Raw genomic sequence first — 24082 nt, 5'->3', positions numbered from 1 at the left:
TTATTTACTCTATTACTCGCGCGCCAATGCGTCAATCGGGTTCAGACGCGCAGCATTACGCGCCGGCAGATAGCCAAACACCACGCCGATGCCGGTCGAGCAGGCAAACGCGCTCACCAACGCCGCCGGCGGGAAACTGATCTGCCAGCCAGGCAGCACCAATTGCACCAGCAGCCCAATGGCTAATGACAGCATGATCCCCAACGCCCCGCCTACCAGACACACCAATACCGCTTCTATCAGAAACTGTTGCAATACGTCGCCGGATCGGGCGCCAACCGCCATGCGGATACCGATTTCACGCGTGCGTTCAGTGACCGACACCAGCATGATATTCATCACCCCAATGCCGCCGACCACCAGCGAAATCACCGCCACCAGCGTCAGGAACAGTTGCAGCGTACGGGTGGTCTTCTCTGCGGTTTGCACCAGGCTGTCCATGTTGTAGGTGAAGAAGTCTTTTTTACCGTGCCGCAGCGTCAGCAGGCGCGTCAACTGCTGCTCGGCTTCCTGGCTGTTGTAGCCCTCACGTATGCGCACGGTGATCGAATCAAAATAGGCGTTGCCCATCAGGCGATTGGCCATGGTGCTATACGGTATCCAGATGCTGAGGGTTTTGCTGCTGCCAAACATCGACTGTTTTTGCTGCGCCACGCCAATCACCGTCGCCGGCATATTACCAACCAGAATCACTTCGCCGATGACGTTACGGCTATGCGGAAATAGCCTTCGCCGGGTATTTTCGTCGATCACCGCGATCTGCGCCTGCGATTGCAGCTGCAGCGCGTCGATCCCCGTCCCCTGGCTGAAGCCCATGCCGTATACGCGGAAATATTGCTCGCTGACGCCGTTGACGTTGGCCGCCACGTCGACGTTGCCAAAGCGCAACCGCATGCTGCTGCCAATGGATGGCGACAGCGCGCTGACATACGGCTGTTCGCGTAGCGCATCGAGATCGTCATACTTCAGCGATTGGCGGTAAGTGGGATCGTCGTCGCCGAAATCCTTACCAGGATAGATATCAACGGTGTTGGTGCCGATGGATTTGATATCCGCCAGCACCATTTGTTTGGCGGCATCGCCAATCACCAGGATCGACACCACCGACGCAATGCCGATGATGATGCCGAGCATGGTCAGCGCGGTACGCATCTTGTTGGCCGCCATCGCGCGCCAGGCCATTACCAGCGCCTCGCGAAACCGCCCGCCAATCTGCTGCCAGGACGGCGCCGGCGTGGCGAGTTCCAGCGCCTTGGCCTGCGGCCGCTCTGCCGACACCGGTCGAGAATCGGCGATGATTTCGCCGTCGCGGATTTCGATGATCCGTTCCGCCTGCTGCGCCACCGCCGGATCGTGGGTTACGATGATCACCGTATGCCCCTGTTCACGCAGCTGCTTGAGGATCGCCATCACCTCTTCGCCGGAGTGGCTGTCGAGCGCGCCGGTCGGCTCATCCGCCAGTATCACCTGTCCGCCGTTCATCAATGCACGGGCAATACTGACACGCTGTTGTTGGCCGCCGGAAAGCTGGCTTGGCCGATAATTGACGCGCTCCGCCAGCCCCAGCCGCCGTAACAGCGCCTCCGCCCGTTCGCGGCGCGCCGCCTTGCCCAGTCCGGCATACACCGCCGGCACCTCGACATTGTGCGAGGCGCTGAGGTGCGGCAGCAAATGATAGCGCTGGAAGATAAAACCGAAGTGCTCGCGCCGCAACGCCGCCAGCGCATCGCCGTCAAGCGTGGCCACATCCTGCCCGGCCACCCGATAGGTACCGGCGCTCGGCTGGTCCAGACAACCAAGGATATTCATCAGCGTCGACTTGCCGGAGCCGGAAGCGCCCATAATCGCCACCATTTCACCGGCGTCGATGCTCAGCGACACGTCCTTCAGCACGTCCACCGTCTGCTCGCCGGATTGATAGCTGCGCCGAATGCCGTGAAGTTCCAACAAGCTCGCCATCAGTTGGCCTCCGCGCCGCCACGGCTGACGATCACCTCATCCCCCACGCCCAATCCCTTCAGGATCTGCACATCGACGTTATTACGCATACCGATGGTCACTTCACGCTTTTCTTCTTTACCCTGTCGCAGTAGCGCAACGTAATAGCGGTTATCGGCGATCTGTTCGCCCAGCGCTGCCAGCGGGATTACCGTGGCCTGACTGACGCCGCCAAGCTGGATATGTACCTGTGCAGTCATCTGCAGACGCAACAGCCCCTGCGGATTCGGCACTTCAAAACGCGCATAGTAGAAGATGGCGTTGTTGACCTTCTCCGGCGTGGGTTGAATATCCTTTAGCACGCCGTCAAAGCGTTTGCTCGGATCGCCAAGCACGGTAAACCAGGCTTTCTGCCCTGGTCGCAGATGGATGACGTCCGCCTCTGACACCTGCGCCTTCACCAGCATGGTACTCAGGTCCGCCAGCGTCAGAATGTTCGGTGCCTGCTGTGCCGCAATCACCGTCTGGCCCTGCAGCGTGGTGATTTGCACCACGTCGCCGTCCATCGGTGCTTCAATACGGGTATACGCCAGGTTGATTTTCGCGGTATCCAGGCTGGCCTGATTCTTGGCAATCTGCGCCCGGGTGGTTTCTACCTGCGCCTTTTTCACCGCCAGTTCGGTGGCGAATTTGTCGAGATCCTGACGTGACACCGCCTGAAGCCGGGCCAATTCGCGGTTACGCTGCAAGGTCACCGCCGCCAGTTGCTGTTCGGCCTGCGCCTGGTTCAGTTGCGCGTGCAGTTCACGCAGCGTCGCTTCGCTTTCGCGAATGCTGTTTTGTGCCTGTTGCGGATCGATGACCCCCAGCAACTGCCCTTTCTTCACCTTGTCGCCGATTTCAACGGTCAGGCTTTCCAACTGGCCACTGACCTGTGCGCCAACGTCAACCTTGCGCACCGCATCCAGTTGCCCTGTTGCCAGTACATTCTGTTGCAGGTCACGTTTGGCAACCTTGACCGTTTTGAAATTCACCGCCGCCGGATGGCTGACGCGCCAATAAACCAGCGCCGCCACCATCGCCAGCAGGGCAACGACCAACACCCAGCGTCGCTTGCGTCCTTTAAACCACATCAATATATATTCCTGTCTATGACCAAATGTCACTGCTCACGCCGGCAGCGGGGCTAAATTATCATGACCGCAGCCTAATAACTAAACCTAAGCTCAACATTACGCACGGCCGCCCCTGTTCAGACCCCGGTATTGAACTCTCGTTTAGTGACTGCTTGATGAAATACGCGCATTCAATACCGCCAAGGATCACATCATGTCACAGCTCAGCTATCCCCTCGTATCCACTCGGCCGCTTAACGGTCTGCAACTGATGCTCTCGCTGATCAACGGCTCGCTGGCGCCCAGCCAGGCCTGGCACAAAACCGCATTCCGTCTCAAGTTTGTCAGCCGTTCGCTGTTACATTGGCGCACCACCTGCGGTCTGATGAATACGCTGGCCAGCAACCCGCTGCGGGAAGAAATCTTGCGCGCGCAGCCCAACCTGCCGTGCAAACTGCACCGGCCGTATCTGGCGGCGAACATGACTCAGCTAGAAAGCCTGTTCGCACTGCGCGATCACTATGATCTGATCGCCCAGCGCATGCCGATGAAACTGCGTATCGGTCACCTCGCTCCACAGCCGATGACCATCGCCAGCGCCAGCGATAAAAATGGCGAACGCATTACGCTGGAACTGGCGGCGATTGATAAATTGAATAAAGAAGGAGAGGCGACGCTATTGCTGCGTAACGCCGGCGGCGTGATGCTGGCGGAAATCACCTTTACCCTGATGCATTTTCAGCAGCAGCCGACGCTGTTTATCGGCGGTCTGCAAGGCGCGAACCATGAGGTGCCGCACGCGGAAATCCAGCAAACCACCAAGGCCTGTCACGGTCTGTTCCCAAAACGCCTGGTACTGGAAGGCGTGGGACATCTGGCACGCCATTTGGGGATCCAGCAGTTGGTCGCCGTCGGCAACGGCACCCATATCTACCAGAACTGGCGATATAAAAGTAAAAAGCGCGACAAGCTGCATGCCGATTACGATCAGTTTTGGCTGTCGATGGGCGGCAAGCCGCTGGCCAATGGCTATTTTCTGCTGCCGGATCGTATTGCACGCAAGCCGCTGGTGGAAATTGCCAGCAAAAAGCGCGCCGAATACCGCCGTCGCTACCAGTTACTCGATGAGTTGGCGTTTACGCTGGCAACGCACTTTGCTCGCTAACCCCGGAGCGCAAGGTTAGTCGGCCCGGCCGCGCGCCAGCCAAATCACCCGCGAGAACATTTTTTTCAACAGTGGCGGCACCGAATCGGTGCCCCACTCGCCGGCCTGCAACGCAACCTCGATCGCCAAATCCGGTTTCGAGGAATGATGCACCGCCTTCAAAATCACCTTGCGCATCGGCACCTGCGCGTTAATCGGCACCGACGCCACGCGGTGATAGACCGGGCTGAATCCTTCCTTGTACATGAAATGTTCCATGTCCATTGCCGGCAAGGCAGTCAGACGATCGCGTTCAATATCGCCATGATGTTCCAGCACGCTGCGCACGGTATTGGCGTATTTTTTACCGGCTTCATCGCCATCCACCAGCGCATGCCACTGGATACCCATGCGGCGAGCAAACTTCAGCAACGGCTTCAGACCGCACTGGGCAAACTCAATCACCCGTACGCCTTCGGTTTCAAAATGATAGCCACATTGACGCGCCAGTTCGTTCAGCAGCCAGACTTCGGTTTCCCCTTCTACCAGCAGCCAGCAACGGGCAAACAGCGATGACGGCCGATTGAAACGGATATGGAAGGCAATGCGCCGGGCATCTTCGGCACCAAGCCCCTGCGGGCCAAGGCGATAGGTGGCGACCCGGCCGGATTCGCGCACCAGTCGGCAAACCTGATCGACCGGCACCAGCGACACCAGCTCGCTGGAATTGGTGGTGGTAATGCGCTGCAATGGCAGCTGGTTGAGCAATCCCCAGGCGACCGACAGCATGATTGGGTGCAAACGGGTTTCCGGATCTTCCACCAGCAGCAAAGGCCGCGCGTGCGGCTCCAGCGCCACATTGCCCTTGGCCTGCAATAAGGTGGAAAACATCCCCAACAGTATCAGTCGCATGCTGCGGCTGTTCGGCTCGGCAACCATCCGATTGATGCTGTCAAGCGAGCGCCATGCCTGTTGTTCCTGCTGCTGTCGGCGTCGGCGCGGCCCGCTGACCTGTGCCCCCTGCTCGGCAAAATAGTGCTCCAGCAGTTGCTGCATCGCCGCCAGCCCCTGGCGCAACTCGCCGTTAGTCAGCTTTTGCGGGTTACGCACCAGCTCTCGCGTTAGCTGATTCAATTGTTCGGTCATCGCCTGATGGTCGACCGGTAACCGCTGGTTGTGCGTGTCGTTAGGCAGACGGCGAATAAAGCGCGCATCGCGCAGCCGCAGCACCGGGTGAATACGAATAAGCGCATGCACCAATTGATCGATATGGTGCAATTGCAATGGATAGCCTTCGGCATCCAGGAAACCGCGCCAGGTACATACCGTGTCATCATCGGCCAGTTCGCCCTCACAACGGTAATGAATACGGTTCAACCCATCGGTTCCCTTGATCCACAACGGCGACAGATGGCGATAGCGCGGTAGGTGGGCATGGCCGACATCCTTTTCACAGAAAGTGAAAATGATTTGCAGATGCCGCTCCTTCGCCGCCTCATCCCCCGGTGGAAAATGGAAGTCATGAGGCTCGAAGCGATAGAGAGCCTGTTCCGGTGCCAGCAATAATGTCAACGCGTCCAGCAGACTGGATTTACCCCAGGCGTTTTCCCCTAGCAACAGCGTGTTGTCATCCAGCGTTAGCGACAGCCGATTTATGCCACGGAAACCTACAATCTCAACCCGTTCTAAGTACATCCGTCGCCTCCCGTGCGAACCATCACCGTCCCGAATGGGGTGACCTCCAGAGCATGGTCAAAAAACCCCTTGCAGGTCAAGCAGACCAGCATAAATCTGCCGCTTTACTCCATGACGGCTTTTGGTTAGCGTGTTGGCCTCGCCTTATCCCAATCCAAGGAAGATTGTTTCATCATGTATTCCGGTCTGCTGATTATTCTGTTGCCGCTGATTATCGGTTATCTGATCCCGTTGCGCAGCAAAACGCTCATCCAACGTATTAACCGACTATTAAGTTGGATGGTATACGTCATTCTGTTTTTTATGGGGATCAGCCTGGCGTTTCTGGAGAACCTCAGCAGTAATCTGCTACTGATCCTGCAGTACACCGCGGTATTCTTCCTGTGTATCTTTTGCGCCAATTTGCTGGCGCTGTACCTACTGGAACGCAATCACCCCTGGCGCAACGGCCATAAACAGGAAAAGCTACCGTCGCGCCTGCATATGGCGTTGGAATCTCTCAAGCTCTGCGGCGTGGTGCTGGGTGGTTTCGCCCTTGGGTTGACGCAGTGGTCGTGGTTTGAACACGCCGCCACCGGCAGTGAATACGCGTTGATTTTCCTGCTGCTGCTGGTGGGCATCCAACTGCGCAACAGCGGCATGACGCTGCGCCAGATTGTGATCAATCGCCGCGGCATGTTGGTCGGCATGGCGGTGGCTATCAGCGCGTTGGCCGGCGGCACGCTGGCGGCGCTGCTGCTGGGGCTGCCGCTCAAAACCGGACTGGCTATGGCATCGGGGTTCGGCTGGTATTCGCTGTCCGGTATCCTGATCACCGACGCCTACGGCCCGGTGCTTGGCAGCACGGCGTTCTTCAACGATCTGGCGCGCGAACTGGTGGCGATCATGCTGATCCCCACCTTGGTCCGTCGCAGCCGGTCAAGCGCCCTCGGCCTGTGTGGCGCCACCTCGATGGATTTCACTCTGCCGGTTCTGCAACGCAGTGGCGGTCTGGAAATGGTGCCGCCGGCCATCGTGCACGGCTTCCTGCTGAGCCTGCTGGCACCGGTGCTAATCGCTCTGTTTTCATAATGGCTATCGGGGGTGCGCCCCCGAAATAATTCCCATCCTCAGCCAATTTTGCGCTAAATCAAATTTGCCCCACATTGCTCGATAAAAGACTTCTTCAGCACCGATTGTCGATCTATGCTTTTAAACAAGCATTTAAAATGCAACTTTAAAAAGGAAGCGACTATGTTCTGCGTGCAATGTGAACAAACCATCCGTACCCCTGCCGGCAACGGCTGCTCTTATGCTCAGGGGATGTGCGGCAAAACGGCGGAAACCTCCGATCTGCAGGATCTGCTGGTGGCTGCGCTACAAGGGCTTTCCGCCTGGGCGCTACAGGCTCGCGCCCTGGGGATTGTCGATCATGACCTCGACAGCTTCGCCCCACGCGCCTTTTTCGCTACCCTGACCAACGTCAATTTCGATTCTGAACGCATCATTGGCTATGCGCGTGAAACCCTTGCCCTGCGTGATACATTAGCAGCTCGTTGTCGCCTGCTGGACGCCTCGGCGCAGGTCGATCACCCTTTGGCATCGCTGCAACTGGCCGGCAACGATATTGACACGCTACGGCAACAGGCCGCGCAGTTCGCCCTGAACGCCGACAAGGCCGAGGTCGGCGATGATATTCACGGTCTGCGCATGCTGTGTCTGTATGGCCTGAAAGGCGCTGCCGCCTATATGGAGCACGCACACGTACTGGGGCAGTTCGACCCGCAGATTTATGCCGAATACCACGCCTTTATGGCCTGGCTCGGCACCCAGCCGCGCGATCTCGATACCTTGCTGAATAACGCGATGGGCATCGGCAAGATGAACTTCAACGTGATGGCGATCCTCGATCGTGGCGAAACGCAGGCTTACGGCGATCCGCAGCCCAGCGCCGTTAACGTGCGTCCGGTCGCCGGCAAGGCGATCCTGATTTCCGGCCACGATCTGAAAGACCTGCGCATGCTGCTTGAACAAACTGAAGGACAAGGCATCAACGTCTATACCCACGGTGAAATGCTGCCGGCACACGGCTATCCGCAACTGAAAAAATTCAAACACCTGGTGGGCAACTACGGCAGCGGCTGGCAAAACCAACAGGTGGAGTTCGCCAAATTCCCAGGTCCAATCGTGATGACCTCCAACTGCATTATCGATCCTGAGGTCGGCAATTATGGCGATCGCATCTGGACCCGCAGCATCGTCGGCTGGCCAGGCGTCAATCATCTGGAAGGCGATGACTTCTCGGCCATTATTCAACAGGCGCAGAGCATGTCTGGCTTCCCGTACAGTGAAATCGAACATCTGATCACCGTCGGTTTCGGCCGCCAGACCTTACTCAATGCGGCCGATACGGTGATCGATCTGGTCAGCCGCAAAAAACTGCGTCACGTATTTCTGGTGGGGGGATGCGACGGCAGCCGCGGCGAGCGCAGCTACTATACCGACTTCGCCCGCGCCATACCCTCAGACTGCCTGATCATGACGCTGGCCTGCGGTAAATATCGTTTTAACAAGCTGGATTTCGGCACGCTGGAAGGCCTGCCGCGTCTGCTGGACGTCGGTCAGTGCAACGATGCTTACGCCGCCATCATGCTGGCGGTGAAACTGGCCGACACGTTGGGCTGCTCGGTGAACGATCTGCCCTTGAGTCTGGTGCTGTCCTGGTTTGAGCAAAAAGCCATTGTGATTCTGCTGACGCTGCTATCGCTGGGAGTGAAAAACATCTTTACCGGCCCGACCGCGCCAGGTTTCCTGACCGACAACCTATTGGCGATCCTCAACGAAAAATTCGGCATGCGTCCGATCACCAGCGTTGAGCAGGATCTGCACACCATTCTCGGCTGATGCCATTATTTCCCAGGGCTGTCTAAGGCAGCCCCGTATGTTTTGAGGTGCCTTATGACCCAACCCAGCCCACTTTGCCCAAACCGCATGCAGGTGCATTCGATCCAGCAGGAAACCGCCGATGTCTGGACGCTTAACCTGATAAACCACGATTTTTACCCGTATCAGCCTGGCCAGTTCGCACTGGTCAGTATTGATAACAGCAATGAAACACTGCGTGCCTATACTCTTTCGTCCTCACCCGGCCTGAGTCGCTTTATCAGCATCAGCGTGCGCCGCCTACCAGGAGGCGTCGGCTCAGGCTGGCTGACTCAGGCGGTCAGACCCGGTAATACGCTGTGGCTGTCTGATGCACAAGGCGAATTCAGTTGTCTGCAGCACCCGAGCGAACGCTATCTGATGCTGGCCGCCGGCTGTGGCGTAACGCCGATCATCGCAATGTGCCGCTGGCTGGCGGTCAATCGCCCACGCTGCGATGTGCAGGTAATCTACAGCGTACGCCACCCGGACGAGGTGATTTTCGCCGAGCAATGGTCGCAGCTGTGCGCCGCGCACCCGCAGTTGCAACTGACGCTGATGGCCGAACATGACGCCCGTCGCGGCTTTCTCAGCGGGCGTATCAACGCCCAACTGCTGCAACAGTCCGTGCCGGACATCGCACAGCGCACCGTCATGACCTGCGGCCCCGCGCCCTACATGGCGCAGGTCGAGCAACTGTGCCAGCAGCTTGGCGTCCCCGCCGCGCGGTTCCACCAGGAGCAATTCCACACGCCGACCCCCGGCGACGTGGGCAGCGAAACCTCGCTGGCGCTGCGCATTGGCCAACCGTTGCGTGAGTTCCGCGTACCGATCGGCAGCACGCTGCTGGCGGCGCTGGAGATGCATAAATTGCCAGTAACCGCCGCCTGCCGCGCCGGGGTGTGCGGTTCATGTAAAACCCGCGTGCTATCCGGTGATTACACCACTTCCAGCAGTATGACACTGACGCCGAACGAGATTGCCCAAGGCTACGTGCTGGCCTGCAGCTGTCAGCTGCAAGGCGACGTCACCCTCGCTTAAACGCTCGATGCCTTATCTCCGCGATAAGGCATTTATTGGTAAGACCATTTCCCCATCGCTGACTAGGGTTATTTCTGGTCGGGTGCGCTTTACCGTTCCTGACGCCAACGACGCACGGCTGTGAGCTATGCTTGCAGTTGTTCTGCACGCATCTCATCGGAATGAGCCGCGTGTTTTCACCTGATGGGGGAATCATGAAGCAAACAGTAGCCACTTTGATCGCCAAAACCCTGGACCGGGCTGGCGTAAAACGGATCTGGGGTGTCACCGGCGACTCGTTGAACGGCCTCAGCGACAGCCTGCATCGCATGGGTACCATTGAATGGCTCGGCACGCGACACGAAGAGGTCGCCGCCTTTGCCGCCGGCGCCGAGGCGCAATTGACTGGCGAACTGGCGGTCTGCGCCGGCTCCTGTGGCCCGGGCAATCTGCATCTGATCAACGGTTTGTTCGACTGTCATCGCAATCACGTACCGGTACTGGCGATTGCCGCCCACATCCCTTCCAGCGAAATCGGCAGCGGCTATTTTCAGGAAACCCACCCGCAAGAACTGTTCCGCGAATGCAGTCACTACTGCGAGCTGGTGTCTAATCCGGAACAGCTGCCGCGGGTGCTGGAAATCGCCATGCGCAAGGCGATTCTCAACCGCGGCGTGTCGGTGATCGTGCTACCGGGAGACGTGGCGCTGCGCATGGCGCCGGAAGATGCCGATATCGTCTGGCAAACCCCACGCCTGCCGCTGGTACAACCGCCGATGAGCGAACTGAACGCGCTGGCGGAAACGCTCAACGGCGCTAAAAACATTACCCTGATGTGCGGCAGCGGCTGTGCCGGCGCGCATGACGAAGTGGTCAAGCTGGCGGAACTGCTGCAGGCGCCGATCGTGCATGCACTGCGTGGCAAGGAGCACATTGAATGGGACAACCCCTACAGCGTCGGCATGACCGGACTGATTGGCTTCTCTTCCGGCTATCATGCGATGATGAACGCCGATACGCTGCTGCTGCTCGGCACCCAGTTTCCCTACCGGGCATTTTATCCGACCGGCGCCAATATCATTCAGATTGATATCAATCCGGGCAGCATCGGCGCCCACTGTCCGGTCAATACCGCGTTGGTCGGCGATATCAAGACCACGCTGACCGCGCTGTTGCCACAGTTGGATCCAAAGAGCGACCGCAAATTCCTCGACAAGGCGCTGGCGCACTATCGCGAAGCACGCAAGGATCTTGATGGCCTGGCAACCTGTAATGACGATCAACCGATCCACCCGCAATATCTGGCGCAGCAAATCAGCCGTTATGCCAGCGATGACGCGATCTTTAGCTGCGACGTCGGTACGCCGACGGTGTGGGCTGCCCGTTACCTGAAGATGAACGGCAAACGACGGCTGCTGGGCTCGTTCAACCACGGCTCGATGGCCAATGCCATGCCGCAGGCCATCGGTGCGCAGGCCACCGCGCCGGATAAGCAGGTGATTGCCCTGTGCGGCGATGGTGGGTTCACCATGCTGATGGGCGATTTTCTGTCGCTGGCGCAGCTGGCGCTGCCGGTCAAAGTGGTGGTGTTCAATAACAGCGTGCTGGGCTTTGTGGCGATGGAAATGAAAGCCGGCGGCTACCTGACCGACGGCACCGATCTGCATAACCCGGACTTTGCGGCGATCGCCAACGCCGCCGGCATTAAGGGCATCCGTGTGGAAAAGGCCTCCGAGCTGGACGCTGCGCTACAGGAGATGCTGGCACACCCCGGCCCGGCGCTGCTGGACGTGGTGACCGCCAAGCAGGAACTGGCGATGCCGCCGCAGATCAAGTTCGAGCAGGCCAAGGGCTTCAGCCTGTATATGCTGCGCGCGATCATCAACGGCCGCGGCGATGAAGTGGTCGAATTGGCCAAAACCAACTGGCTGCGTTAACGGCCATGGGTGTGACATTCGTCGCACCCAGTTTTCACTTTCCCCGTTCGCCATTGCGGTTATGATGGAACGCTAACCTTCATATCCAGAATAAGGGACGTCCATGTTTGTCGATTTACGCAGTGATACCGTAACCCGCCCCAGCGCCGCAATGCGCGCCGCCATGGCCAATGCCGAGGTCGGCGATGACGTCTATGGCGATGACCCGACGGTTAATGCCTTACAGGCTGAAGCGGTGCGCCTGTCGGGCAAGCAGGCAGCGCTGTTTCTGCCCAGCGGCACCCAGGCCAATCTGGTGGCGTTGCTGAGCCACTGTCAGCGCGGCGAGGAATATATCGTCGGTCAGCAGGCGCACAACTACAAATACGAAGCCGGCGGCGCTGCGGTGTTGGGCAGCATCCAGCCGCAGCCGATAGAAGCCGACGCCGACGGCACTTTGCCGCTTGCTGCCGTCGCCGCCGCGATCAAACCCGATGATATTCACTTTGCCCGCACTCGGCTGCTGAGTCTGGAAAACACCATCAGCGGCAAAGTGCTGCCGCTGGCATATCTGAAGCAGGCGTGGGAGTTCAGCCGCCAGCGCCAGTTGGCGCTGCACATCGACGGCGCACGCATTTTCAACGCGGCGGTGGCGCTCAACGTGCCGCTGCAAGAGATCGTGCAATACTGCGATACCTTTACCCTTTGCCTGTCGAAAGGCCTGGGCGCGCCGGTAGGATCGCTGCTGTGCGGCAGCAGCGAATTTATCCAGCGTGCCATTCGCTGGCGTAAAATGACCGGCGGCGGTCTGCGTCAGGCGGGTATTCTGGCAGCGGCGGGCTTATATGCGCTGGAAAACAACGTCGAGCGTCTGCGGGAAGACCACAACAATGCCACCTGGCTGGAACAGCAGTTGCGCGATATCGGCCTGGAGATCGTCGAACCCGGCGCCCAGACCAATGTGCTGTACCTGCGTCAACCGGCAGAACAGGCGGCCAAGCTGGGCCCGTGGATGCGCGAGCGCGGCGTGTTACTGAGCAGCGGCCCGTTAACCCGCCTTATCACCCACATCGACGTCAGCCGGCAGGACTTGCAGCAGGTGGTCAATCTGTGGCGTGAGTTCCTGCAACAGCAACGATAGAAGCAAATACCGCCCTGCTCCGTTCAGGGCGGTCGCTTCAGCCACCGATCGCCTGCACAAACCGCTGGGTTATCTGTTGCGGTCGGGTAATCGCCCCGCCAACCACGACCGCGTGCGCGCCCAGAGCCAGGCAGCGTGCCGCCATGGCCGGCGTTGCCACATTGCCTTCGGCAATCACCGGTCGTCCTACCGCCGCCAGCACCTCACGCAAAAAGCAAAAATCATCCTGCGCCAACTGGCGCCCCTGCGTTTCCGCGGTATAGCCGTGCAAAGTGGTGCCGATGCAGTCAAAGCCGAGCGTATCGGCATTGATCGCCTCAGCCAGCGTAGCGATATCCGCCATCAGCAACAGCCGTGGGTATTTGCTGCGAATCGCCTGCACCAGCTCAGCCAACGACAATCCCCCCGGCCGAGGATGCGCCGTCGCATCCATGGCGATCATCTGCGGCGACAGGCACATCAGCTCATCGATTTCCCGCAGGGTCGGCGTGATATACACCGCGCTGTCGGCATAATCACGTTTAATGATACCGATTACCGGCAGCGAGACGGCACGCACGATCGCCTTCACGTCCTCAACGCCGTTGGCGCGAATTGCCGCCGCGCCGCCGGCTTCGGCCGCAACCGCCATGCGCGACATAATATAATCGCTGTGCAGTGGTTCGCCTTCCAGCGCCTGACACGACACCACCAATTTCCCTTTGATCTGCTGCAACATGGAAACCGTCATAAATCCAATAACTCCTCTACTTCGTTTTTAATAATGGTAACGTGCGGGCCATAAATCACCTGAACGCCGTTGCCGCGCACGATCACCGCCCGAGCGCCGCTGGCTTTCAACTCGGCCTGGTTGACGCGTTGACCATGCTTGAGCGTGACGCGCAGCCGAGTGGCGCAACAGTCGAGATCGACCACGTTGTCCTTGCCACCCAGCGCAGCCAGAATCTGCTGCGCGCGGGCCGACGCGGACTGCACCGTTTCGCTGACCGTGTCGTCAGCACGCCCCGGTGTTTTGAAATTGAAGCGAACAATCAGAAAGCGGAACGTACAGTAATACAACAGGAACCACGGCACGCCGACCAGCGGCACCCACATCCAGTTGGTTTTCGCTTCGCCCTGCAACACGCCGAACAGAATGAAATCGATAAAGCCGCCGGAGAAGGTCTGGCCGATGGTAATCTGCAGCATATGCGCCAGCATAAAAGCCAGGCCGTCAAATACCGCGTGCACCACGTACAGCGCGGGTGCAATAAACAGGAAGGAAAACTCGATCGGCTCGGTAATACCGGTCAGAAAAGAGGTCAGCGCTGCCGACAGCAACAGGCCCCCGACCCGCTGGCGGTTTTCCGGTTTGGCGGTTTGATACATCGCCAGACAGGCTCCCAGCAGACCAAACATCATGGTGATAAATCGGCCAGACATAAAACGCGCGGTGCCAAGGTAAAACTGCTGGGTGGTCGGGTCGGCAAGCTGGGCAAAGAAAATACGCTGGGTGCCTTCAACCAGTTGCCCCTGAATCACCTCGCTGCCGCCGAGCGCGGTGGTCCAGAACGGCAGATAAAAGATGTGATGCAGCCCAAACGGGCCAAGCATGCGCAACACGAAGCCGTAGATAAAGGTGCCCAAATAACCGGTGGCCTCCACCAATCCACCCAGGCCAAAGATAAGCTGCTGAACGTACGGCCAGATCGCGGTCATCAGCGCCCCGATAGCCATTGCCGCCAGCGAACTGATAATCGGAATAAAGCGTGAACCACCAAAAAATCCGAGGAACTGCGGCAGCGCAATCTTGTTGTAGCGGTTATGCAGATACCAGGTCACCAGACCGATCGTCACACCGCCAAACACGCCGGTTTCCAGCGTCTGAACGCCAAGGATCATACCCTGGCCGACTGCGCCAGGGTTTTCAGCCGCCAGCGTGCCGTTGATTTTTAGCAACGCATTGATGGTGGCGTTCATCACCAGATAGGCAATCAGCGAAGCCAGGCCGGCGGTGCCCTTATCTCCTTTGGCCAATCCCACCGCCACGCCGACGGCGAACAGCACCGCCAGATTGGCGAAGACGATCGATCCGGCGCTGGCCATCACGCTGAACACTCCTTGCAGCCAGCCGATATTCAAAAACGGATACGCTTCAACGGTATTGGGATTGGAGAGCGCCCCGCCGATGCCCAACAGCAGCCCGGCGGCTGGCAGCACAGCGATCGGCAACATAAACGATTTACCGAAAAGCTGGGCTTTTTCGAACCAGCTTTTCGACGATGTTTCCCCGATTGATGACATAAATTTTCCTCGTTTATATTTTTTATTGATGAAAATTTTTACCACAAATAAAATCAATAACTGAAAATTTTAATCACAAAGATGATCGTCATCACAAAGCGTGGAATTCACTGGCGGGCGACAACGCCTTTCCGTCACAATAGAAAAAGACCAAATCAAAAGGGTAACGTGATGAATAGCGGAAATTTGTTGTTGCGGCTGCGACAAGATTTGGCGGGTTACAGCCCGACGCTGCACAAATTGGGGAATTATGTCATCGAGCAACCGTCCAGGGTGCTCTACTTCACGATTACCGAACTGGCACGCGAGAGTGGCACCAGCGAAGCCAGCGTTACGCGACTTTGCCGCCACCTGGGCTGCAAGGGGTATACCGAATTCAAGATGGCACTGGCACTGTGTGTGCAGCAAGGCACACAGGAAACGGCCAACGATCGGAGCGTCAGCGAATCACTGGTGGAAGAGAGCGTGCAGGCGCTGCGCGATACCGGAGCGCTGCTCGATCGGCTGGCTTTGCAGCAGGCGGCACTGGCGCTGCATCAGGCCCGCTCGATACAGATTTATGGCGTCGCCGCCAGCGCGATTATCGGCGATTTTCTGCAGTATAAACTGTTACGTCTCGGCAAGCCGGCGCTGCTGTTCAGCGATATGCACCGGGCGGCAATGAATGCCGCATCGCTGGCGGAAAACGACGTGGCGATAGCCATTTCCAGTTCCGGCTCCACCAAAGACGTTCTGCATGCGGTGACCCTGGCGAAGCAACGTCATGCGCAGGTGATCGTCATCAGCAATAACCAGCGCAGCCCGCTGGCAAAACTGGCAAATACTCTGCTGGTGGCCGCCAAACCCGAAGGACCGCTGAACGCTGGCGCGCTGCCGGCCAAGGTCGGGGCGATGTTGCTGGTAGAATTAATGGCGACCGAACTGGCGCAACGTGATGCCGCCTATCTGCAGTCGGTACAAACCACCGCCAGCGCCACGCTGCCGCTATTGCTGTAGTCAGCGATGCGGGTGGCTACAGGAAACGACCATAAACCGCGTACCCTAGGGCCGCTATCGCGGCCACGTTCAGTACCACGCTGAATATAAACCAGGTTTTGAACGGCTGTTTGCTGGTTTTATGCCGGAACAGCTGCTGGCCGCATAACGCGCCAGGCCAACCGCCGACGACACCATACAGCAACAGCGTCAACTCCGGCACCCGTCGCCAGGCGTTGATCGCCGCCAGCTTGTCCACGCCGTAGATCACCAGCGTCAGCAGGTTCACCAGCAGCAACCACATCCACAGCGGATGCAGGAAAAACCAACTGGCTACAAACGCCAGCGCCAACAACAGATAACACACCAGGTTCAATCGCATAGCAAAGCCCGCATAAAGTGACGGCGCGTAGTGTGACGCCGTGCGGCAATCGTTGCAACCACCCATTATCCTTACAAAAAGTGCATTTATACCGCAAAGTTGGCATGCTAGGTTAGGCTGTATTTACCGTTATCTGTTGCATAAGGTCGTGCTGATGATCCCCCAACGCATCCTGGTACTTGGCGCCAGTGGTTATATCGGGCAAAACTTGATCCCCCATCTGGCGGCACAGGGGCATGCCATCACCGCCGCTGCCCGCCGCCTCGAATGGTTGCAGCAGCAACGCTGGACGCAGGTCGATTGCCGTTATGTCGATGTGTACCAAGTGGAAACGCTGGCGGCCGCGCTATTGGACACCGACGTGGTGTATTACCTGATCCATGGCATGGGTGATGGCGACGACTTTATCGAAAAAGAGCGTCAGGCCGCCGAAAACGTGCGTGATGCCCTGCGCTGTTCCAACGTCAAGCAGGTGATTTTTCTCGGTGCGTTACAGCCGGCAGGGCAAAGTTCGCCGCATTTGCTGGCGCGCAAGTTGACCGGCGAGATCCTGCGTCAGAGCGGTATTCCGGTCACCGAGCTGCGCGCCAGTATCATCGTCGGGCCGGGCTCGGCGGCGTTCGAAATCATGCGCGACATGGTTTACAACCTGCCGATCCTCACGCCGCCACGCTGGGTGCGTTCCAAATCGTCGCCGGTCGCCCTGGAAAACCTGCTGGTCTATCTGGCCGAACTGTTGCACCACCCGGCTGACGAAAGCCGTATTTTTGACGTTGCCGGGCCGGAATATATCAGCTATCAAACCCTGTTCGAGCGTTTCATCGCCATCAGCGGAAAAAAGCGCTGGCTGATCCCCATCCCGCTGCCAACGCGTTTTATTTCGGTGTGGTTTATCAGCATGGTCACCTCGGTGCCGACCTCGATTGCCCGCGCGCTGATCCAGGGGTTGAATCACGATCTGCCCGCCAACGGCACGCCGCTGCAAGCGTTGATTCCACAGCATTTAACCACCTTTGACGACGCAGTCAGAGAAACGCTGCGTCGTGAAGATGAAGTGGTCGACTCCGCCGACTGGGGCTACGACGCGCAGGCTCGTGCCCGCTGGCGCCCCGGTTACGGCTTTTATCCCAAACAGGCCGGTTACGCGCTGGACACGCAGGCTTCCGCCGCGGCACTGTGGCACGTGGTTCAGCAGTTGGGCGGCAAAGAGGGCTATTTTTACGCCAATATCCTGTGGCAGATCCGCGCTCGGATGGACGACATGATCGGTAACGGCGTGGTGTACGGCCGACCGCCACGGGAAACGCTGGCGGTGGGTGACGTGGTTGACGGCTGGAAAGTGATCACCATCAAACCGGAGCGCCAGATGGCGCTGCTGTTTGGCATGAAGGCGCCGGGGTTGGGCCGTCTGGTGTTCAGCATCAGGGATCATGGCAACCGGCGTACGCTGGACGTGCGTGCCTGGTGGCACCCGGCCGGTTTCAGCGGTCTGCTGTACTGGTTCGCCATGATGCCGGCGCATCTGTTTATTTTCCGCGGCATGGCGAAACGCATTGCGCAGCTTGCGGAGCAATACGACCACCGTTTGCCGTAGGCAATGCTCAATTGTCGATCAACCGCACAGTTTGCCGCTGTGGATAGGCCCTTTCCGATTGCATAGCGCACGAAATCACGAAAGAATGGCACCTTATTTGCTGGGACGCGAAAACTGCGCCCAGCCCTCTGATTTTTGGTGAGAATAGAGTTCGTTATGAAGGTATTGGTCACCGGCGCAACCAGTGGGTTAGGCCGAAACGCCGTTGAATATCTCCGCCGTCAGGGCATTAAAGTGCGCGCTACCGGTCGTAATCAGGCCATGGGCAGCCTGCTGGAGAAAATGGGCGCCGAATTCATTCAAGCCGATCTCACCAATCTGGTGTCTTCACAGGCCAAAGCGATGCTGGCCGAAGTGGACGTGCTGTGGCACTGTTCCAGTTTTACCTCGCCATGGGGTACCGAAGAAGCCTTCGAACTGGCCAACGTGCGCGCTACCCGCCGCCTGGGAGAATGGGCGGCAGCGTATGGCGTCGCCCAGTTTATCCATATATCTTCGCCGGCGATCTACTTTGATTATCATCACCATCGCAATGTCACCGAAGAGTTCCGCCCGGTGCGCTACGCCAATGAATTTGCCCGTAGCAAAGCCGCCGGCGAGCAGGTGATTGAGCAACTGGCGATGTCCAATCCGCAGACCCACTTCACCATTCTGCGCCCGCAGGGGCTGTTCGGCCCGCACGATAAGGTGATGCTGCCGCGCCTGCTGCATATGATCAAACACTACGGCAACCTGCTGCTGCCACGCGGCGGCGCGGCACTGGTGGATATGACCTATCTGGAAAATGCGGTGCATGCCATGTGGCTGGCGACACAAAAAGAGAACACGCCGTCCGGCCGCGCCTACAACATTACCAATCAGCAGGCGCGTCCGTTACGAACGGTCGTGCAGCAGCTGATTGATGAGTTGGGCATGAAGTGTCGCATTCGCTCGGTGCCCTACCCGATGCTCGACATGATGGCTCGTGGTATGGAAAAACTGGGCAGCAAAAGCGAAAAAGAACCGGTGCTGACCCACTACGGCGTGGCAAAGCTCAATTTCGACCTGACGCTGGACACCACGCGCGCCCAGCAGGAACTTGACTACCGACCGATCGTATCGCTGGACGAAGGGATAGCCCGCACCGCCCGCTGGTTAAAAAATCACGGCAAGCTGCACGGTCTGTGATCAGCGCGCTGGCGGGTACTTCTGCAATAAGGCATCGATAATCGCCTCACTTTCCGCATCCGGCTCACCGCGATAATCGCTGGGCCGGAAATGCATCTGAAATGCCGCCAACAGGTTGTGCTGCTGCCGCGCGTCCCATTTGGCATCAACCGTATAACCGTAGCGCGCCAGCTTCGCCAGCAGCGGCAGCATCGGCACCGGCGCCTGCGGCTTGCGCCCCGCCAGATAATGCTGCACCACGCCCGGATCCGGCCAGGCCCCCACCCCAGCCTGCGCCAGTTGCCGCCAGGGAAAGAGCGGCCCCGGATCCTGTTTGCGCTGCGGCGCGATATCGCTGTGCCCCACCACATCCACGGGTTGTATGCCGTAGCGGGCAATAATGTCGCGGGCGAGTTCGGTCAACAGTGCAATTTGTTGCGGCGTGTAAGGCTGCCAGGATTGTGACAGCAACCGACGCTGATAACCGCGGTTGACAATTTCGATGCCGATTGAGGTGTCATTCAGGCCGCTACGACCGCGCCATTGGCTGGCACCGGCATGCCAGGCACGCATCTGTTCGGGCACCAGTTGATACGCCAACGGCTTGCCGTTCTGCACCGGTGGCCGCGCCGGCAACAGATAATGGGCGCTGACGTGTTCGTCAGTCAGGGTCTTGAGCGAGGAATGAAAATCTTCGGCGGTGTAATGCATCACCAGAAAACGAATACGTTGATCGGCGCCCTGCGCCTGATGAAGGGTTTCCAGCCGATAACCGCCATGGTCGACGACGGTATTCTGCGGTTGGCCCTGGCAGCCCGCCAGCACCCCGATAGCGGCAATCCATAACCACTTGCTCACGCGCCCTCCTGGTTTGTCATGCGGCCCGGCGTAATGCCGGGCCTCGCGGGATTAACGCGCGACCTTTACCGCCGTGCCGCTGACCGTCACCATCAGCATACTGCTGTCTTTGCCGACGGTTTCATAATCAATATCAATCCCTACCACCGCATTGGCGCCCAGTTCCTTCGCCTGTTCCTGCAGTTCCTGGAATGCCAGTTGACGCGCCTTGCGCAGCTCTTTTTCATAGGCGCCGGAACGGCCGCCGACGATGTCACGTACGCCGGCAAAAAAATCACGGAAGATGTTGGCGCCGAGGATCGCTTCGCCGGTGACAACGCCGCAATATTCGCTAATGGTGAATCCTTCCAGAGTTGGGGTGGTGGAAAGCTGCATGGTGATCTCCTTGATATATGCCTTAATCGCTTTACTCTGACCACCAGTTTAGCATTATGTTCTGCCGCAGGTCACCGGAAGTGCCGCGCCACGGTTGGCTGACGTTAACGGTACAGCGGCAGATTGCCGGTCAGCGCGTTGATTTTCTTTTTCGGCCCGATCAGGCCGAGCGCCACCAGCTCGATTTGCTCGCTGGCTACCGCCGCAATCCGTGCACGGTAGTCGTCATAGGTTTTGCATGATTGCGCCAACGCGCTGAACGGCATGCAATAAATCTCGTCATCGTGCTCGGTACGGGCCAGCAACGCCAGCAGCGCGGCTCCCGATGCACGCAAGATCGGCAACGGTACCGAAATTACCCCGGGGTAATTGACCCCGTCCTGACTGGCAACATCCGACCCCACCAGGTTTTCCAGCGTTTTGCCAAAGCCAATGCCGATCACGCTCACCGCATTCATTGACAGCCCCACACCCAGATCCCGATCGACAATAATGGCGCACTTGTGCACCGCAGCATCAAACTTCATTTTTATTCCTTAAAGAAATTAATCAAATTGCATAGCTATTCGCTTCGACAACCTGGAAACGACCGAGGATTATTATGCCAGTCACCTTGAGGTAAAAGTGACCTATATGGCTTGAAACACCCGCCAAATTGGGTAGGATTAACCAATTTACAGCCGCATAGAGAAATAAAATGAATAAAAGCAGCTTGGAACCGGCAGAGATAAAAATTCTTGACGCTCTGCAACAGGATGCGCGCGTCACTAACCAGACATTAGCCGATCAAATCGGTATGTCGGCCTCCCCGTGCTGGCGCAAAGTGCGCAAACTGGAAGATGACGCGGTGATCCAGGGGTATCGCGCGGTGCTCGACCGCCGCAAGATTGGGCTAGGCGTGATGGTATTCATACGCGTCAGCATCGACAGTCACAGCGCAGCCGAAGCGCTGAAGTTTGAACAGCAAGTCAGCGATTTGGACGACGTGGTAGCCTGCTACAGCATCGGCGGCGATGCAGACTTTCTGTTGCAGGTGGTGGCAAGGGATCTGGACACCTACGCCGAGTTCGCCATGTCGGTGATCCGCCGCCTGCCCGGCATCAAGGAAATGCAAAGCATGTTCGTGCTAAAGGAAATCAAACCGTTCGTGGCATTCCCGATCAAGAAGCCGGCGCAGCGATAAGGCAAAAAGTGCAGCATCTGATAAAACCTGTCGGGTATTTTGGTGGTAAAGTTTTCTGCGTATAAACTGTAAGTTGTCGATCTTCAAGAAACATCACATAAGGTAATGAGATGAAAACAAAAACGATTGCGGCGGTTTTACCTTTAGCCCTGGCGTTAAGTGCGTGTACCACCGTCGAGCCGGCCTATAAGGATATTGGCACCCGCACCGGCGCGTGCATCGAAGGCGGCCCAAGCCAGGTGGCACAGAGGTTCTACGATCTGCGCATCGAACAGGGTAGCCTCACTTTGCCGGACGCCAATCGTCTGGCCCAGTTCCAGCCGTACCTGAGCAAAGTGCTGTATCAGGATCTGCTCAGTGCCAACCAGAACGCAGGGCGCCAACCGGCGGCAGGCGATTTGCTGACCGGTAATGCCGAAGGCGCCACCAGCGCCAAGGTGGCCAGTTCCTCCACCATTCCCAATACCGACGCCAAGAATATTCCGCTACGCGTGCAACTGAGCTATCAAAAAGACGGCGGCAGTGCCAAAAGCTGGCAAAACGAAGTGCTGATGGTACGTGAAGGCAGCTGCTGGGTGGTTGATGACGTTCGTTATATGAACGTTCCCGCGCATGCCGCCAGCGGCACCCTGCGCCAGATTCTGGAAAATCGTTAATTTTACCGCCGCGGCTGCCGATCCCCCCGTTCGGCAGCCCGTTCACCACATTGATTCCGCTGTTTTTTTAATCGAACAAACAAATTTCGCTAGCCATCTCACACCGTGCGCGACAAAACCAGCCATCTGGCGTGCAGTACGATATGTTGTGCTATTCTTTTATTATCCCGCTGCGCAGTAATAAATTTTAACTCACAAAGATTGCATAAGTATTCTGTGGAAGTTAACATTCGCGGCATCAATGTCTATTCAATTCCGGCGCATGAGCATTCAACTAAAAGAGATAAACTGCTTTTACGGCGCGCATCAGGCGCTGTTTAACATCACGCTGGATTGTCCAGCAGGAGAAACGCTGGTGCTGCTTGGTCCAAGCGGCGCCGGCAAAAGTTCATTGCTGCGGGTGCTTAACCTGCTGGAAATGCCGCGTTCCGGCCATTTGCAGATTGCCGGCAACCAGTTCGACTTCAAGCAGGCTCCGGGCGAAAAAGCCATTCGCGAACTGCGGCAGAACGTCGGCATGGTGTTTCAGCAGTACAACCTGTGGCCGCATCTCACCGTGGTACAAAACCTGATCGAAGCGCCCTGCCGCGTGCTGGGTCTGAGCAAGGCGCAGGCGATGGCGCGTGCCGACAAGTTGCTGACGCGTCTGCGCCTCACCGATTTTGCCGATCGCTTCCCGCTGCATCTGTCCGGTGGCCAGCAACAGCGCGTGGCGATCGCACGGGCGCTGATGATGGAACCGCAGGTGCTGCTGTTCGACGAGCCCACCGCCGCGCTGGATCCCGAAATTACCGCCCAGATCGTCAGCATCATTCGCGAACTGGCCGGCACCGGCATTACCCAGGTGATCGTAACTCACGAAGTGGAAGTGGCGCGCAAGACCGCCAGCCGCGTGGTGTACATGGAAAACGGCCGGGTGGTAGAACAGGGCGACGCCAGCCATTTTGCCCAGCCACAGACCACCGAGTTTGCCAACTATTTATCACACTAATTATTACACCAGCTGTTTTTAGGGGAGTTTGCGATGAAAAAACTAATAATTGCCGCCGTTTTAGCCGGCATCAGCGTTTCCGCTACCGCAGCCGAAACGATTCGTTTCGCTACCGAAGCCTCTTATCCGCCGTTTGAATTCGTTGGCGCCGACAACAAGATCCAGGGGTTTGACGTCGATCTGGCCAATGCGATGTGTAAAGAGATGCAGGCCACCTGTACCTTCACCAATCAGGCGTTTGACAGCCTGATCCCCAGCCTGAAGTTCAAGCGTTTCGACGCCGTGATGGCCGGCATGGACATCACCCCCGAGCGTGAAAAACAGGTGCTGTTCACCAAACCTTACTACGACAACTCCGCACTGTTCATCGCGCAGAAAGGCAAAGTGGCCGACGTCGCCAGCTTGAAGGGCAAAAAGGTCGGCGTGCAGAACGGCACCACGCACCAGAAATTCCTGACTGACAAGCACCCGGAAATCACTACCGTACCTTACGATAGCTACCAGAACGCGATCCTCGATCTGAAAAACGGTCGCGTCGATGCGGTCTTCGGCGATACCGCCGTGGTCAATGAATGGCTGAAACAGAATGACGCACTGACCGCCGTCGGCGACAAGGTAACCGATAAGGGCTACTTCGGTACCGGCCTTGGCATCGCCGTTCGCCAGAAAAACACCGATCTGCAGGGCAAGTTCAACGCTGCACTGGACAAGATCAAGCAGGATGGGACCTACGAAACCATCTATAAAAAATGGTTTCAGCAGTAATCAA

Annotated in this window: 22 protein-coding genes; 13 read left to right on the top strand and 9 right to left on the bottom strand. The window is 57.9% G+C overall.

Going from position 1 to position 24082, the window contains the following annotated elements:
• Window positions 1–12 precede the first annotated feature (12 nt).
• Together macB and macA are read right to left on the bottom strand one after the other, a co-directional pair.
• Window positions 13–1959 (bottom strand): macrolide ABC transporter ATP-binding protein/permease MacB, encoded by a 1947-nt coding sequence (macB, locus tag ACCC84_RS01685; protein ID WP_004965009.1) that lies wholly within the window; start codon window positions 1957–1959, stop codon window positions 13–15.
• The gene (macA, locus tag ACCC84_RS01680) at window positions 1959–3071 is read right to left on the bottom strand and encodes a macrolide transporter subunit MacA (RefSeq protein WP_004965010.1); all 1113 of its coding nucleotides are present in this window, start codon (window positions 3069–3071) and stop codon (window positions 1959–1961) included. Before macA ends, macB begins: the two co-directional genes overlap by 1 nt.
• Before the next feature lie 196 nt (window positions 3072–3267).
• Here macA and ACCC84_RS01675 point away from each other — a divergent pair, with 196 nt between their 5' ends.
• A complete protein-coding gene (locus tag ACCC84_RS01675) occupies window positions 3268–4218 on the top strand; it encodes a VirK/YbjX family protein (protein WP_004965011.1) in 951 nt (316 codons plus the stop codon).
• Window positions 4219–4233: 15 nt separating this feature from the next.
• Here the strand turns inward: ACCC84_RS01675 and ACCC84_RS01670 are convergent, their stop codons facing one another.
• The gene (locus ACCC84_RS01670; protein WP_371901482.1) at window positions 4234–5892 is read right to left on the bottom strand and encodes a DUF2813 domain-containing protein; all 1659 of its coding nucleotides are present in this window, start codon (window positions 5890–5892) and stop codon (window positions 4234–4236) included.
• Between the two features lie 174 nt (window positions 5893–6066).
• On the opposite strand from ACCC84_RS01670, the gene ACCC84_RS01665 reads away from it, so the two are divergent.
• From ACCC84_RS01665 to ltaE, 5 genes are all read left to right on the top strand, one after another.
• The gene (locus ACCC84_RS01665) at window positions 6067–6963 is read left to right on the top strand and encodes a LysO family transporter (RefSeq protein WP_004965015.1); all 897 of its coding nucleotides are present in this window, start codon (window positions 6067–6069) and stop codon (window positions 6961–6963) included.
• A 162-nt stretch (window positions 6964–7125) separates the two neighbouring features.
• The gene (hcp, locus tag ACCC84_RS01660; RefSeq protein ID WP_371901481.1) at window positions 7126–8775 is read left to right on the top strand and encodes a hydroxylamine reductase; all 1650 of its coding nucleotides are present in this window, start codon (window positions 7126–7128) and stop codon (window positions 8773–8775) included.
• Window positions 8776–8829: 54 nt separating this feature from the next.
• Complete coding sequence (gene hcr / locus ACCC84_RS01655; RefSeq protein ID WP_039992276.1) at window positions 8830–9834, top strand: NADH oxidoreductase; 1005 nt, start codon at window positions 8830–8832, stop codon at window positions 9832–9834.
• A gap of 194 nt (window positions 9835–10028) precedes the next feature.
• Complete coding sequence (poxB, locus tag ACCC84_RS01650) at window positions 10029–11750, top strand: ubiquinone-dependent pyruvate dehydrogenase (protein WP_004965021.1); 1722 nt, start codon at window positions 10029–10031, stop codon at window positions 11748–11750.
• Window positions 11751–11853: 103 nt separating this feature from the next.
• Window positions 11854–12870, top strand: a complete 1017-nt coding sequence (ltaE, locus tag ACCC84_RS01645) for a low-specificity L-threonine aldolase (RefSeq protein WP_004965022.1) — start codon at window positions 11854–11856, stop codon at window positions 12868–12870.
• Between the two features lie 37 nt (window positions 12871–12907).
• On the opposite strand, the gene ACCC84_RS01640 is transcribed toward ltaE, so the two are convergent.
• Together ACCC84_RS01640 and ACCC84_RS01635 are read right to left on the bottom strand one after the other, a co-directional pair.
• Window positions 12908–13600, bottom strand: a complete 693-nt coding sequence (locus tag ACCC84_RS01640; RefSeq protein ID WP_004965024.1) for an N-acetylmannosamine-6-phosphate 2-epimerase — start codon at window positions 13598–13600, stop codon at window positions 12908–12910.
• Complete coding sequence (locus ACCC84_RS01635; RefSeq protein ID WP_371901480.1) at window positions 13597–15153, bottom strand: PTS transporter subunit EIIC; 1557 nt, start codon at window positions 15151–15153, stop codon at window positions 13597–13599. The genes ACCC84_RS01640 and ACCC84_RS01635 overlap by 4 nt, the downstream gene beginning before the upstream one ends.
• Before the next feature lie 168 nt (window positions 15154–15321).
• Between ACCC84_RS01635 and ACCC84_RS01630 the strand changes: the two genes are divergently transcribed.
• Window positions 15322–16149, top strand: a complete 828-nt coding sequence (locus tag ACCC84_RS01630) for a MurR/RpiR family transcriptional regulator (protein ID WP_198772761.1) — start codon at window positions 15322–15324, stop codon at window positions 16147–16149.
• Between the two features lie 16 nt (window positions 16150–16165).
• On the opposite strand, the gene ACCC84_RS01625 is transcribed toward ACCC84_RS01630, so the two are convergent.
• Entirely contained in the window at window positions 16166–16510 is a 345-nt protein-coding gene (locus ACCC84_RS01625) for a DUF1294 domain-containing protein (protein WP_004965029.1), read from the bottom strand.
• A gap of 154 nt (window positions 16511–16664) precedes the next feature.
• On the opposite strand from ACCC84_RS01625, the gene ACCC84_RS01620 reads away from it, so the two are divergent.
• Both ACCC84_RS01620 and ACCC84_RS01615 read left to right on the top strand, forming a co-directional pair.
• Complete coding sequence (locus ACCC84_RS01620) at window positions 16665–18104, top strand: DUF2867 domain-containing protein (RefSeq protein WP_371901479.1); 1440 nt, start codon at window positions 16665–16667, stop codon at window positions 18102–18104.
• A gap of 156 nt (window positions 18105–18260) precedes the next feature.
• On the top strand, window positions 18261–19271 hold the full coding sequence (locus ACCC84_RS01615; RefSeq protein WP_004965035.1) for a 3-beta-hydroxysteroid dehydrogenase: 1011 nt from the start codon (window positions 18261–18263) through the stop codon (window positions 19269–19271).
• Here ACCC84_RS01615 and ACCC84_RS01610 read toward each other — a convergent pair whose 3' ends face one another.
• From ACCC84_RS01610 to ACCC84_RS01600, 3 genes are all read right to left on the bottom strand, one after another.
• A complete protein-coding gene (locus ACCC84_RS01610) occupies window positions 19272–20108 on the bottom strand; it encodes an N-acetylmuramoyl-L-alanine amidase (RefSeq protein ID WP_371901478.1) in 837 nt (278 codons plus the stop codon).
• Window positions 20109–20159: 51 nt separating this feature from the next.
• Window positions 20160–20483, bottom strand: coding sequence for a heavy metal-binding domain-containing protein (locus tag ACCC84_RS01605; protein WP_088499643.1), 324 nt, complete (start codon window positions 20481–20483; stop codon window positions 20160–20162).
• Window positions 20484–20587: 104 nt separating this feature from the next.
• Window positions 20588–21010, bottom strand: a complete 423-nt coding sequence (locus ACCC84_RS01600) for a DUF2000 domain-containing protein (protein ID WP_004965040.1) — start codon at window positions 21008–21010, stop codon at window positions 20588–20590.
• A gap of 170 nt (window positions 21011–21180) precedes the next feature.
• On the opposite strand from ACCC84_RS01600, the gene ACCC84_RS01595 reads away from it, so the two are divergent.
• The 4 genes from ACCC84_RS01595 to artJ all read left to right on the top strand — a co-directional run bounded on the left by ACCC84_RS01595 (window position 21181) and on the right by artJ (window position 24078).
• On the top strand, window positions 21181–21666 hold the full coding sequence (locus ACCC84_RS01595; RefSeq protein WP_004965043.1) for an Lrp/AsnC family transcriptional regulator: 486 nt from the start codon (window positions 21181–21183) through the stop codon (window positions 21664–21666).
• A gap of 110 nt (window positions 21667–21776) precedes the next feature.
• Window positions 21777–22322 (top strand): lipoprotein, encoded by a 546-nt coding sequence (locus ACCC84_RS01590; RefSeq protein WP_004965044.1) that lies wholly within the window; start codon window positions 21777–21779, stop codon window positions 22320–22322.
• A gap of 262 nt (window positions 22323–22584) precedes the next feature.
• Entirely contained in the window at window positions 22585–23313 is a 729-nt protein-coding gene (gene artP, locus ACCC84_RS01585; protein ID WP_198772764.1) for an arginine ABC transporter ATP-binding protein ArtP, read from the top strand.
• Between the two features lie 33 nt (window positions 23314–23346).
• Complete coding sequence (gene artJ, locus ACCC84_RS01580; RefSeq protein ID WP_198772765.1) at window positions 23347–24078, top strand: arginine ABC transporter substrate-binding protein; 732 nt, start codon at window positions 23347–23349, stop codon at window positions 24076–24078.
• Window positions 24079–24082 lie beyond the last annotated feature (4 nt).

Origin of the sequence: Serratia odorifera (genome assembly GCF_041448735.1) — a bacterium.
GTDB classification, from domain to species: Bacteria; Pseudomonadota; Gammaproteobacteria; order Enterobacterales; family Enterobacteriaceae; genus Serratia_F; species Serratia_F odorifera.
Note: the sequence above shows the minus strand (reverse complement) of the source record. Positions and strands in the feature narration are given on the sequence as shown.

Excerpts from the sequence above, each read along its gene's own strand:
- ACCC84_RS01625 (WP_004965029.1), bottom strand. The coding sequence starts at position 16,510 with ATGCGATTGAACCTGGTGTGTTATCTGTTGTTGGCGCTGGCGTTTGTA.
- ACCC84_RS01595 (WP_004965043.1), top strand. The coding sequence starts at position 21,181 with ATGAATAAAAGCAGCTTGGAACCGGCAGAGATAAAAATTCTTGACGCT.
- ACCC84_RS01670 (WP_371901482.1), bottom strand. The coding sequence starts at position 5,892 with ATGTACTTAGAACGGGTTGAGATTGTAGGTTTCCGTGGCATAAATCGG.
- artJ (WP_198772765.1), top strand. The coding sequence starts at position 23,347 with ATGAAAAAACTAATAATTGCCGCCGTTTTAGCCGGCATCAGCGTTTCC.
- ACCC84_RS01635 (WP_371901480.1), bottom strand. The coding sequence starts at position 15,153 with ATGTCATCAATCGGGGAAACATCGTCGAAAAGCTGGTTCGAAAAAGCC.
- hcp (WP_371901481.1), top strand. The coding sequence starts at position 7,126 with ATGTTCTGCGTGCAATGTGAACAAACCATCCGTACCCCTGCCGGCAAC.
- ACCC84_RS01665 (WP_004965015.1), top strand. The coding sequence starts at position 6,067 with ATGTATTCCGGTCTGCTGATTATTCTGTTGCCGCTGATTATCGGTTAT.
- ACCC84_RS01615 (WP_004965035.1), top strand. The coding sequence starts at position 18,261 with ATGAAGGTATTGGTCACCGGCGCAACCAGTGGGTTAGGCCGAAACGCC.
- ACCC84_RS01640 (WP_004965024.1), bottom strand. The coding sequence starts at position 13,600 with ATGACGGTTTCCATGTTGCAGCAGATCAAAGGGAAATTGGTGGTGTCG.
- poxB (WP_004965021.1), top strand. The coding sequence starts at position 10,029 with ATGAAGCAAACAGTAGCCACTTTGATCGCCAAAACCCTGGACCGGGCT.
- hcr (WP_039992276.1), top strand. The coding sequence starts at position 8,830 with ATGACCCAACCCAGCCCACTTTGCCCAAACCGCATGCAGGTGCATTCG.
- ACCC84_RS01600 (WP_004965040.1), bottom strand. The coding sequence starts at position 21,010 with ATGAAGTTTGATGCTGCGGTGCACAAGTGCGCCATTATTGTCGATCGG.
- artP (WP_198772764.1), top strand. The coding sequence starts at position 22,585 with ATGAGCATTCAACTAAAAGAGATAAACTGCTTTTACGGCGCGCATCAG.
- ACCC84_RS01675 (WP_004965011.1), top strand. The coding sequence starts at position 3,268 with ATGTCACAGCTCAGCTATCCCCTCGTATCCACTCGGCCGCTTAACGGT.
- macB (WP_004965009.1), bottom strand. The coding sequence starts at position 1,959 with ATGGCGAGCTTGTTGGAACTTCACGGCATTCGGCGCAGCTATCAATCC.
- macA (WP_004965010.1), bottom strand. The coding sequence starts at position 3,071 with ATGTGGTTTAAAGGACGCAAGCGACGCTGGGTGTTGGTCGTTGCCCTG.
- ACCC84_RS01605 (WP_088499643.1), bottom strand. The coding sequence starts at position 20,483 with ATGCAGCTTTCCACCACCCCAACTCTGGAAGGATTCACCATTAGCGAA.
- ACCC84_RS01590 (WP_004965044.1), top strand. The coding sequence starts at position 21,777 with ATGAAAACAAAAACGATTGCGGCGGTTTTACCTTTAGCCCTGGCGTTA.
- ACCC84_RS01620 (WP_371901479.1), top strand. The coding sequence starts at position 16,665 with ATGATCCCCCAACGCATCCTGGTACTTGGCGCCAGTGGTTATATCGGG.
- ltaE (WP_004965022.1), top strand. The coding sequence starts at position 11,854 with ATGTTTGTCGATTTACGCAGTGATACCGTAACCCGCCCCAGCGCCGCA.